The sequence below is a fragment of the Ruthenibacterium sp. genome, assembly GCF_017421385.1.
GTDB classification, from domain to species: domain Bacteria; phylum Bacillota; class Clostridia; order Oscillospirales; family Ruminococcaceae; genus Ruthenibacterium; species Ruthenibacterium lactatiformans.
The window spans coordinates 17,655-28,849 of record NZ_JAFOIN010000065.1; the positions used below are offsets into that span (position 1 = coordinate 17,655).

General features: G+C 61.6%; 9 protein-coding genes. 1 reads left to right on the plus strand and 8 read right to left on the minus strand.

Features of this window, described 5'->3' with window-relative positions; translation table 11 throughout:
- Nucleotides 1-160: 160 nt before the first annotated feature.
- The 4 genes from IIY41_RS06855 to IIY41_RS06870 form a co-directional block, all read right to left on the minus strand.
- Nucleotides 161-514 (minus strand): DUF1667 domain-containing protein, encoded by a 354-nt coding sequence (locus IIY41_RS06855; RefSeq protein WP_009325147.1) that lies wholly within the window; start codon nt 512-514, stop codon nt 161-163.
- A 3-nt stretch (nt 515-517) separates the two neighbouring features.
- Entirely contained in the window at nt 518-1,780 is a 1,263-nt protein-coding gene (locus IIY41_RS06860) for an NAD(P)/FAD-dependent oxidoreductase (protein ID WP_009325148.1), read from the minus strand.
- The gene (locus tag IIY41_RS06865) at nt 1,770-3,212 is read right to left on the minus strand and encodes an NAD(P)/FAD-dependent oxidoreductase (protein WP_009325149.1); all 1,443 of its coding nucleotides are present in this window, start codon (nt 3,210-3,212) and stop codon (nt 1,770-1,772) included. The genes IIY41_RS06860 and IIY41_RS06865 overlap by 11 nt, the downstream gene beginning before the upstream one ends.
- A 365-nt stretch (nt 3,213-3,577) precedes the next feature.
- Nucleotides 3,578-4,432, minus strand: coding sequence for a putative manganese transporter (locus IIY41_RS06870; RefSeq protein WP_009325150.1), 855 nt, complete (start codon nt 4,430-4,432; stop codon nt 3,578-3,580).
- Nucleotides 4,433-4,688: 256 nt separating this feature from the next.
- On the opposite strand from IIY41_RS06870, the gene IIY41_RS06875 reads away from it, so the two are divergent.
- Nucleotides 4,689-6,197, plus strand: a complete 1,509-nt coding sequence (locus IIY41_RS06875; protein WP_009325151.1) for a 4Fe-4S dicluster domain-containing protein — start codon at nt 4,689-4,691, stop codon at nt 6,195-6,197.
- 79 nt (nt 6,198-6,276) lie between these two features.
- On the opposite strand, the gene IIY41_RS06880 is transcribed toward IIY41_RS06875, so the two are convergent.
- From IIY41_RS06880 to gap, 4 genes are all read right to left on the minus strand, one after another.
- Nucleotides 6,277-7,290 carry a GDSL-type esterase/lipase family protein gene (locus tag IIY41_RS06880; RefSeq protein WP_050004714.1) on the minus strand — a complete coding sequence of 338 codons (1,014 nt, stop codon included), beginning with the start codon at nt 7,288-7,290 and terminating at the stop codon, nt 6,277-6,279.
- A 32-nt stretch (nt 7,291-7,322) separates the two neighbouring features.
- Nucleotides 7,323-8,321 carry a GDSL-type esterase/lipase family protein gene (locus IIY41_RS06885; RefSeq protein WP_055081312.1) on the minus strand — a complete coding sequence of 333 codons (999 nt, stop codon included), beginning with the start codon at nt 8,319-8,321 and terminating at the stop codon, nt 7,323-7,325.
- Nucleotides 8,322-8,376: 55 nt separating this feature from the next.
- Nucleotides 8,377-9,588, minus strand: coding sequence for a GDSL-type esterase/lipase family protein (locus IIY41_RS06890; protein WP_123158021.1), 1,212 nt, complete (start codon nt 9,586-9,588; stop codon nt 8,377-8,379).
- 215 nt (nt 9,589-9,803) lie between these two features.
- A complete protein-coding gene (gene gap / locus IIY41_RS06895) occupies nt 9,804-10,817 on the minus strand; it encodes a type I glyceraldehyde-3-phosphate dehydrogenase (RefSeq protein WP_009325155.1) in 1,014 nt (337 codons plus the stop codon).
- Between the last annotated feature and the right edge of the window lie 378 nt (nt 10,818-11,195).

Here is an 11,195-nt window from a genome sequence, read left to right on the forward strand (position 1 = left end):
GTTTTTTCGTTTGTGCAGTTGGCCGGCCGCACTTCCCTATCCTGTCACAGGGATTTTTCATCGTCAGCATTATCCTTCTTTTGTATCGCTCGCCCAGCGAGTGGTTTTCTGCATGCAAAAAGGGAGGGGGCTTAGGCCCTCCCCTTTTTTATTTTCTCCCTTATTCCGCCGCCGGCAGCTCCCGCGTAGCCACGACGTCCACGCCCGTGCCGCACACGTCCGCCAGCACCACGTCTCCGCAATGCACAGGCGCGTGCAGGCATACGCCGTCCAGTGCGTCCATCACGGCAAACATTTTCTCCTTGGGCACGCTGCCCGCGGTTTTCACCGGGCAGCGGCAGATATCCGCGCCCTCCACACGCACGGTGCTCGTCACCACACGCACCGGGTGCGTCAGCTCGTTTTTGCCGTACTCCGCGCCCCGCGGGCAGCCGTTCCCCGTCACAGCCAGCGTGTTTTCATCCACCGTCAGGCGGCAGCCCTTGGGGCACACGATACAAATGATATTCGCCATTTCTCATGCCTCCTCCACGCTGACGGTGATGCAGCCGTCCGCCTTTTCCAGCAGTGCCCTCGGCACGCTGATGCGCTCCATCTCGCCGGGGGCCAGATGCTCGCGCTTGTATGCCGCCAGCTGTTCGCTGCCTGCCGTCACGCGGATGACGGAATTGCCGCACACGCGGTTCACACGGAAAAATATCTCCACGGCTTTATCCACATTGGCCAGGCGGATCTTTCCGGGCACCGTATAGGTGACGGACGCACCGTTTTCCACCTCCAGCACGCGCCCCTCAGGCGCAGGACCCTGCCGTGCGAACCGGGCCGCGGCCGCGCCCGCGCGCTGGCTCTCGCCCGTGACAAAATCCACAAGGTCATGTACATGCACCACGTTGCCCGCCGCGAAGATGCCCGGCACGCTGGTCTCCATGTTTTCATACACCATGGGGCCGTTGTGGCGCCGGTCCATCTCCACGCCCGCGCCGCCCGAAAGCTCGTTTTCCGGAATGAGCCCCACGCTCAAAAGCAGCGTGTCGCAGTCGAAATGCATCTCCGTGCCGGGGACGGGAGCGCGGTTTTCATCCACCTTCTGCACGGTCACGCCCGTCAGGCGGCCCTCCCCCTCGATCTTCGTCACCGTGTGGGACAAATACAGCGGGATATTATAATCGTGCAGGCACTGCACGATGTTGCGCGTCAAACCGCCGGAATAAGGCATCACCTCAACGCAGGCCAGCACCTTCGCGCCCTCCAGCGTCATGCGGCGGGCCATGATAAGGCCGATATCGCCCGAGCCCAAAATCACCACGCGGCGGCCCACCATGTAGCCCTCAATGTTCAGATACCGCTGGGCCGCGCCCGCGGTGAATACGCCAGCCGGGCGCGCGCCCGGGATGGAAATGGCGCCGCGCGTGCGTTCGCGGCAGCCCATGCACAGCACGATGGACGCGGCCTCCAGCACAATGTAGCCATCCTTTTCATTGACGGCGTGGACGCGTTTTTCCGGCGTGACGGCCAGCACCATCGTGTCCGTCTTTACCTCTATGTTCGTCTTGCGCACCAGCTCGATGAAGCGGCCCGCGTACTCGGGGCCCGTGAGCTCTTCTTTAAAATAATGCAGGCCGAAGCCGTTGTGGATGCACTGGTTGAGGATGCCGCCCAGCGTGTTGTCGCGCTCCAGGAGCAGGATGCGGCCCGCGCCGCCCTTGTGCGCGGCCTCGGCCGCCGCCAGCCCGGCGGGGCCTGCGCCGATGACGATGACGTCGTACCGGTTATTCTCCATGATGCAGGCCCCCTTCCTTCGTGGTGCCGGTGATGATATAGCTGCCGGCCCTGTCCTTCAGGACGTCCTGCTGGGGGATGCCAAGCTCCCGCGCAATGATCTCATGCACCCGGGGGCCGCAGAAGCCGCCCTGGCAGCGGCCCATGCCCGCGGTGCAGCGGCGTTTTACGCCGTCGATGGTGCGCGGCGGGATGGGGCGGTGCAGCGCGTCCACGATCTCGCCCTCCGTCACGGTTTCGCACCGGCAGATGACACGGCCGTACAGCGGATTTTCCCGGATGGCCTCCGCCTTCTGCTGCGGCGTCATTTCGTTGAATCGTTTTTTGGTGCGGGTGTGGACGAAGCTCTCCTTTTTCTCCAGCGTCACGCCCGCGCCCGCAACCAGCGCCAGCGCGTCCTCCGCAATCGCCGGCGCGCTGGAAAGGCCCGGGCTTTTGATGCCGCCCAGCGTGATGAAGCCGGGCGCGGTCTCCCCAATGATAAAATCGCTTTGGTCGGTATTGGCGCGCACGCCCGCAAAATTGCGGATATTTTCCCGGAAGTTTACGCCCGGCACGCTCTTGACGGCCTTTTCCCGCACGAATGCCAGCGCGTCCGCCTGTGTGGAAACGTCCTCGCGGCCGCTGGGCTCCGCATTGGGGCCGACGATAAGGTTGTAGTGAACCGTAGGCGAAACGAGCACACCCTTGCCGTCGCGGTTGGGACACTGGAAAACAACGTGGTTCACCACATAGCCCTGGCTTTTGTCCAGAAGGTAGTATTCACCCCGGCTGGGAATCGTGGTAAAGCCCGGTTCACCCGCCATCGCGGCCACCAGATCCGCCTCCACGCCCGCCGCGTTCACCACGGCACGGGCTTCAAAATCGCCTTTTGCAGTATGCAGCCGCCAGCCGCCGCTGATTTTCTCCGCGCCTGTCACAGCTGTTTCCAAATGGAGTTCCACGCCGTTTTCTACGGCGGCCTCGGCCAGCGCCAGCGCCAGATCCCACGGCTCCACAATGGCCGCACTGGGCGCATACAGCGCGCCGCACACCGCATCGGAAAGATTCGGCTCCATGGCCAGCGTTTCCTCCCGCGTCAGCACGCGCACGCCGGGCACGCCGTTCGCCACACCGTTTTCGTACAGGCGGCGCACGGTTGCCATTTCCTCATCGGAAAAAGCCAGCACCAGGCTGCCGATCTGGCGGTATTTGACGTCGAACGCAGCGCACTGCTCTTTCGTCAGCGCACTTCCCCGCACATTCAGCCGCGCCATGGCGGTGCCCGGTTCAGGGTCGTACCCCGCGTGCACGATGGCGCTGTTGGCGCGTGTGGTGCCCATGGAGACGTCGTTCTCCTTTTCAAACACCGCCGCGCGCAGTTTGTGCTGCGACAGCAAATAGGCCACGTTTGCGCCCACGATGCCGCAGCCGATGACGGCCACATCCAGCATATCGTTTCCCTCCGCAGCGGCCCGCCGGCGGCACAGCGGACCAAAACCGCCCGCACCGGGGGACACGCCTTTATTTGCCGCACGCGCTTTGAGGCGCGTCGGATTTTCCGTTGCTCCAGGCAAACTATGTTTCCCATCGCGCACTTCGCGTACCGCTCGTGTTCACTAAGAAACATGGTATCTATGCCGCTAGGCTCATGCTTCGCCTGCGGCTCGCATTCACCAACCGGACATATTATACCACAAACGGTCCGCCGTGTCATTCGGCAATTGGCGGAAATTGTATGGCGCACGGCCTTTCCCTGTCCCTTGCCCGCACCGCGCAAAAAGCACCCCGCCGTGCGGCGGGGTGCTTTTTGATTTTGCTATGCAAACAGGCTGCAAACCAGGCCCGCCGCCACGCCGATGCCGTACAGCAGCGCCACGATAAACAAATTCTGTTTGGCGTTTTTGTTGGCGCGCAGCAGCACCGCCAGCCCCACGCCTGCGCCCGTGCACAACCCCGCCACCACGCCTCCCAGCGAAAGCTGGCCCGCGGCATACAGCTGGGTGATGAGGACCGAGGACACACAGTTGGGAATGAGCCCCACAAGCCCGGCCAGCACAGGCTGCCACGGGCCGCTGGCCGCCAGGAATGCCCCTATGGCCTCCTCGCCCACCAGAGCCACCAGCGCGCCCAAAGCAATGTTGAACAGCAGAATGAACAAAAAGATGTGCAGCGTGTGCTTGAGCGCCGCCGCCAGGATGCCGTCCCGTTCCTCGTGCTCGTGGCAGTCCACAGCGCTGCTGCTGCCTGTGTAGCCGCCGCGCACGCTCTGAGGAATCAGCCTTTTGAACACAAAATCAATGCAGAAGCCCGCGGCAAGCGCCACAGCCAGCTTGATGCCGAGGATCAGCGCCAGCGACCGCCAGTGTTCCGGGTTTGCGATGAGCAGCGGCACCGCCTCGTCGGACGTGGCAAGGAACACCGCCAGCAGGGTACCCAGCGTGACCACCTTGCTGGCGTACAGGTTTGCCGCCATGGCCGAAAACCCGCACTGGGGCAGCAGGCCCAGTACGGCGCCCGGCACAAAGCCAAAGCGCCCGCCGCCCGCCAGTGCTTTTTCGATGCCCTCCGAGTGGCGGTGCTCCACATATTCGATCAGCCAGTACGCCGCGAACAGAAAGGGCAGCATTTTCACGCTGTCCAGCAGCGCGTCCAGTAAAAGTTCCAAAATCAAAACAGGGTTCTCCTTTTCTCACAGCCGGCGCATGCCGCGCCGGAAAATCATACCACTCCCGTATTATATGCCCTTCGCCCGGCCTTTACAAGAAGCCCCCGAGGGGCATCCGCCCGGCGCTGGGCAGATGTACCACTATTTTTTTGTGCGTAGCAAAGAACTTTGTCACGGCGCGCACTTGCGCGGCTTTTTGCACTATGGTATGATATTTTTGTAACAGTCTGTCCACACCTGATTGATAAAGGAGTTTTCACACATGCGTGGTATTTATTCTTCCGTTACCGACATCCGCCGCCAGGTATTCACCGAGGTGGCCCGTATGGCATACGAAGGCGGCGATTACAGCCGCGTTGAGGAGCTGCCGTACAAGATTTTGCCGGGCGAGGTGAGCAAATACCGCGACAGTATCTTTCTGGAGCGCGCTATCGTGGGCGAGCGCCTGCGCCTGTCCATGGGTTTGCCGCTGCGCCCCATCGACGAGCACGCGCCCCTTTCCACCGGTATCGAGGAGGCCGCCCGGCCGGAGAAATACTACGAGCCGCCCCTCATCAATATCATCAAATTCGCCTGCAACGCCTGCCCGGAAAAATCTTTTCACGTGACGGATATGTGCCAGGGCTGCCTGGCACATCCCTGCGTGGAAGTATGTCCCAAGGGCGCGGTGTCCATCGTGCACGGCAAAAGCGTTATCGACCAGAGCAAGTGCGTCAAGTGCGGGCAGTGCGCCAACGTATGCCCCTACGGCGCCATCCATAAGATGGAACGCCCCTGCGCCAAGGCCTGCGGCATGGATGCCATCGGCTCCGACGAGCTGGGCCGCGCGAAAATCGATTACGACAAGTGCGTGTCCTGCGGCATGTGCCTTGTAAACTGTCCTTTCGGCGCCATCGCGGACAAAAGCCAGATCTTCCAGGTCATCCAGTCCATCAACCAGGGCGACCGTGTCATCGCCGCCGTGGCTCCGGCCTTTGTGGGCCAGTTCGGCCCGGACATGACGCCTGAAAAGCTGAAGCCATCCATGAAGCTCCTGGGCTTTGACGATGTGGTGGAGGTCGCCATCGGCGCGGACCTGTGTACCATTGAAGAAGCCAAGGATTTTATGCGCGAGGTGCCCGAGCAGCAGCCGTTCATGGCCACGTCCTGCTGCCCGGCCTGGAGCGTGATGGCGAAAAAGCTGTTCCCGGATTTTGCGCCCTATATCTCCATGGCCATGACGCCCATGGTGCTGACGGCCCGCCTGCTGAAAAAAGAGCACAAAAACTGCAAGGTCGTTTTCATCGGGCCGTGCGCCGCCAAAAAGCTGGAAGCCAGCCGCCGCACCATCCGCAGCGACGTGGACTTCGTGCTCACATTTGAAGAAGTGATGGGCATGTTTGAGGCGAAGGCCATCAAGTTCTCCGAAGTGGCCGCTGGGCCCGAGCTGGTGGAGGCCACCGCCGACGGCCGCGGGTTTGCGGTTTCCGGCGGCGTGGCGAACGCGGTGGTGAACGCCATCCACAAGATGGACCCGGACCGCGAGGTAAAGGTGATGGCCGCCCAGGGCCTGCAGGAATGCAAAAAAATGCTGATGCTGGCCAAGGCAGGCAAGCTGAACGGCTACCTGCTGGAGGGCATGGCCTGCCCGGGCGGCTGCGTGGCGGGCGCCGGCACGCTGCAGAACCCGGTGAAATCCACTGCCGCGCTGAACAAATACAAGGCCAGCGCACCGGAGAAGTATTCAGTGGACAGCAAATACGAGATCACGCTCAACCTTTTGCACGATTGACAGCGGCTCACAGCAGATACAGCAGGGCCCCGGCTTTTCAGCCGGGGCCCTGCTGTTATCTTTCACCGGGGCCGGTGCGTCAGGCATACGGCCCCTCCGTCACGAACTGCTTGTTGTAATCGCTGTATACGGTGTGAGTCAGGATATAATCCGCCCAGGCCGCATAGCCCGTGGGGTTCATGTGAATGCCGTCGTAGGTTCCCACATAGTCCCCGCGCAGGTTTCCGTCTGCGTCTGCCAGAGCCTCCTGTGCGTCCAGATAATAAAGGCCCTTGCTCACGGCCAGCTTGGCGATGGCGTTATTGATAAGACGGATGTGGCCGTTCTCCAGCGGCGGCTGCTTTACACCCTGTTCGGCCGTGGTGGGCGTGATGCTCTGCACATAAATGGGCACGCCCGCGAACCGCTCCCGCAGCTTGTCGAGCAGATCGCTGTAATATTTCAGGAACGCTTCATCCGACTGGCTGATGAGCGCGTTGGTGCCGTACAACACATAGATATTGCTTGGCGACTGCACCTTGATGTCGTCCCACATCTCAATGCGCGAGCCGTCCGGCCGCTGGCCCACAAAATTTTGCAGCACCTGATTGGGGCTGGTGCTCTTATACGCGCATACTGTTGCCACATCCCGCGTGGGTGCATACAGCGCAAAGCCCTGGGACAGGGAATCCCCGATGAACAGCGCCGTGCGGAAATACTCCGTACTCAGCCTGCCGTTGGCAGGCACGGCCAACAGGCGGGAATCGCTGGCAGTAACGTCGCTTTCCAGCGTGCGCTCCACAGGCACTTCCGTGTTCCAAGCCTGCACGGGCGCCGCTGCCTCCGGCCGGCCGCCCACCTCCTGCGCACCGCCGCCGGAGGGCGTAGATACGCTTTCCGGCGCAGGCGGCGTGCTTTCGGACGATGGCGGGCCCCCGTCCTGCTGCGCGCCGCGCACCGGGAACACAGGCTGGCCGTGGATGATCTTCACCGACGAATAGGAAATGCCGAACAAAAGCGCCACAATGAGCACGCCAAGACCCGCCTGCACCAGAAGCGTCTGGTTGCGGCGGCGTTTGCTGTGCACTTTGTACGGCTTGATATTGTTTGCCAAATTGGTGCCTCCAAAGGATATTTGCGGGCGTGCTAACGGTATGCGCCCCCGTCCGCCAGGGCGAACTGCGCGTTGTGCGCGCTGTATATGGTGTGTGCGGCAAGGTAATCCAGCCACGGGCGGTATTTGGAGCCGTCGAGCAGGTGCAGGCCGTCGCTCCCTGCCAGGTCCGCCCGCAGGTAACCGTTCTCGTCCGCCATCACTTCCCACAGGTCCACATAATAAAGCCCTTTGCTCACGGCCAGCTTGGCGATGGCGTTGTTGATAAGCTTCAGATGCTCCCGTTCCAGCTGCGGTTTCTTCTCGCCGTATTCCTGTGTCGTTGGAGTGATACTCTGCACATAGATGGGCGTATCCGGGAAACGCACCCGCAATTTGTCCAGCAATTCGCCGTAAAATTTCAAAAAGCCCTCGTCCGTCTGCTGCAGCAGCGCGTTCGCTCCCAGAAGGATATAGATGTTCGCCACATCCTGCTGGACGTTGATCTCGTCCCACATCTCGATTTTGGTGCCATCGGCCCGCTGGCCCACATAGTTTTGCAGGATGCTCTGGGGGTTCACGCCCTTGTAGGCGCACACACGCATCCAGTCCCTGTATTCCGGATACCATGCGAAGCCCTGTGTAACAGAATCCCCGATGAACAGCGCATCGCGGAAATAGTCATCGGATACACGCCCGTTTTCCGGTACGGCCAGAAGGCGGGCATCACTGGCCGTCACATCGGCATCCAGCGTGCGCTCCACAGGGGTTTCGGTGTTCCACGCCTGCACGGATACGGCCGCTGTCACGGACGGCGCATGCGGCTGGCTTTCCAGTGCAGGCCCCGGCGCGGGGACCTCGCCGGGCTGTGCCGGCGGCGCGGCGGACACGGCGGCACGCGCGCGCAGCAGCGGCTGGCCGTAAATGATCCTTACCGCAGCATAGGAAATACCGAACAGCAGCGCCACAATGAGCACGCCAAGGCCCGCCTGTGCCAGAAGCGCCCGGCTTCGGCGGCGTTTGCTATACAGTTTGAACGTGCTCTCTGCCAAGGCCAGTCCCTCCCACAGGGCGTTTTCCGCCGTCCACGCGTGTGCCGTGTTTTCGTCAGGCCGCCGGGGCCGTGTAATAAGGTGAGCCGGGCAGGTACGGATTCTCCTTGCTGTACGCCGTATGTGTCACAAGGAACTCCCGCCATACATTGTAGCCTTCGTTGTTCAGATGGATGCTGCCCGAAGCAATGTCCGCCCGGAGCGCGCCGTTTTCGTCGGCCAGAGCGGAGAACAGGTCCAGATAATGCAGATCCCTGTCATAAGCTATTTTCGCCAGGCTTTCGTTCAGCCCCCGGATGCGTTCCACTGAAAAGTTTTCGTCCCCGGCCATCTTCTCCGCCGAGACAGGCGGGATGCCCTGGATGTAATACACCGTATCTTGCGGCAGCTGCGGCAGCAGGAAGTCAAGGAAATCGTTGTAATACTTCAGGAATGCCTCATCGGTAAGCGTAGCCATGGAATTGGTGCCCAGCAGAATATACACCTTTTTAGGCGCCGCGGCCAAGATCTCATCTATGGCGGCCACCTGCTGGCCGCTGATGTTTTCCACAAGGCCCTCCATGAACTGCTTGGGGCCCGCGCCCAGATAAGCGGCGTATTTCGCGTTGGGGATGCCGCTGGAATATTCCTGGAAGCCCCGCGTCAGCGAATCGCCGATGAACAGCGCATCGTCAAAGTAGCTCATATCCACACGGCCCGCCTCCGGCAGCGCCACCAGTGAAGCGGAAGGCTGCGTATACGAAGCGTCTGTTTGCTGTACAGGGCCAAGCACCGCTTCCCCTGTCTGCGCCACGCTGCCGTCTGCCTGAGAGGAAGCAGCCTGAGAAGCCGACAAAGCAGCCAAACTGCTGGCCGCCGCGCGCTTGGCGGGCAGCTCTATGAGCGTGGTGATGACCCACGAAAGGCTCAGGATAACAACGGCCACACAGGCAAAGAACATACCGCCGCCTGGCGCGCGCCTGCGTTTGCGCGGCTTTGCGGCATAGTGGCGTCCGCCCGCAGCCTGCCCGCGGGGCGCTGTGTGTGCCGGAGCGGGCGCTGCGCGCCGCCGCTGGGCGCAAGCGTCATCCCGGGGGCGTGCCGCTTGAGGAGGACGCTGCTGTGCGCCCGAAGGGTGTCCGGCCGTGCTTTGGGCGGCCGGGCGCGCATTTCCGGGCTGCGCCGGACGCGGGATATGGATGATCTGCTCCTGAATGGCCCGGGCACGGGCGTCCACATCAGGGCGCGCCGCGCCGCGGCTCTTTTCCTGCATGTGCCGCTGCTCCATGTGCGCCCTCCTTTTCGGCTCATTTTTACGGATACCAAAAGTTCCCCAATATACAAAATATTATACCCTGTTTGTCCCCGTTGTTCAACCGTGATTCCTGCCACTTTTTAGGCGGCAGTGTGTGTTTTGTGTGAAAAAGCTGTAAACGCTGCAGATACAAAGAACAAAAAACGCCCCCGCCTCGTTTGAGAAGCGGGAGCGCCGGAAAACATGGGTTACGCCAGCTCAGCGAAATACTTGATGGTGCGGACCATCTGGCTGGTGTAGCTGTTCTCGTTGTCGTACCAAGACACGACCTGCACCTGATAGGTGTCGTCGTCGAGCTTGGTGACCATCGTCTGCGTGGCGTCGAACAGGCTGCCGTAGCGGATGCCGATGACGTCGGAGGAGACGATCTCGTCGGTGTTGTAGCCGAAGCTCTCGGAGGAGGCTGCCTTCATAGCGGCGTTGATGCTCTCCTTCGTTACGTCCTTGCCCTTGACGACGGCCACCAGAATGGTGGTGGAGCCGGTGGGAACAGGCACGCGCTGGGCGGAGCCGATGAGCTTGCCGTTCAGTTCGGGGATGACCAGGCCGATGGCCTTGGCGGCACCGGTGCTGTTGGGCACGATGTTGGCGGCGCCGGCGCGGGCGCGGCGCAAATCGCCCTTGCGGTGCGGGCCGTCCAGGATCATCTGGTCACCGGTGTAGGCGTGAACGGTCGTCATGATGCCGCTTTGGATGGGATAGGCGTCGTTGAGGGCCTTGGCCATCGGCGCCAGGCAGTTGGTGGTGCAGGAAGCGGCGGAGATGATGGTGTCCTCAGCCGTCAGGGTGTTCTCATTCACGCTGTAAACGATGGTGGGCAGGTCGTTGCCGGCCGGAGCGGAAATGACGACCTTCTTGGCGCCCGCGTCGATGTGGGCCTGGGATTTGGCCTTGGAAGCGAAGAAGCCGGTGCACTCCAGCACAACGTCAACGCCGATCTTGCCCCAGGGGAGGTTCGCCGGGTCTTTCTCGGCCAGGATCTCGATCTTCTTGCCATCCACGGTGATGGAAGTCTCGTCGGACTCGACGGTGTGGCCCTCGTAACGGCCCTGCGCGGTGTCATATTTCAGCAGGTGGGCAAGCATTTTCGGGCTGGTGAGGTCGTTGATCGCGACGATCTCGTAACCCTCGGCGCCGAACATCTGGCGGAACGCCAGGCGGCCAATGCGGCCAAAGCCATTGATTGCAACTTTTACTGCCATATTAGTACATCCTCCTTATATTCAGGCACGGTGTGCGCCGCACCCTGCGGCGCTGTATTTTGCCCGTAAGACTATCATTTATTGTACCCCAAAAGCCGCCGGACTGCAAGAGTTTGATAAAAGTTTAACGCCGAAAACACGAACTTCTTACACTTTTGTAACAATCCATACATAGCGGCGTGCAAACTTCATACACTATGTGCAGTTTGACCCTGCGCGCCGCCTCCAACTCCCTGCGGCGCGCATGCGGAAAGGAGGATTCCCATGGCCCCGACGCCAAACAGCGCGCTTCTTGCGGCGCATCTGCGTGAGGATACAGCCGACCTTCTGGCCCTGCTGCCCGCGGCCCGCCGTGCGGCGGCGGGCGGCCCCGGCGGC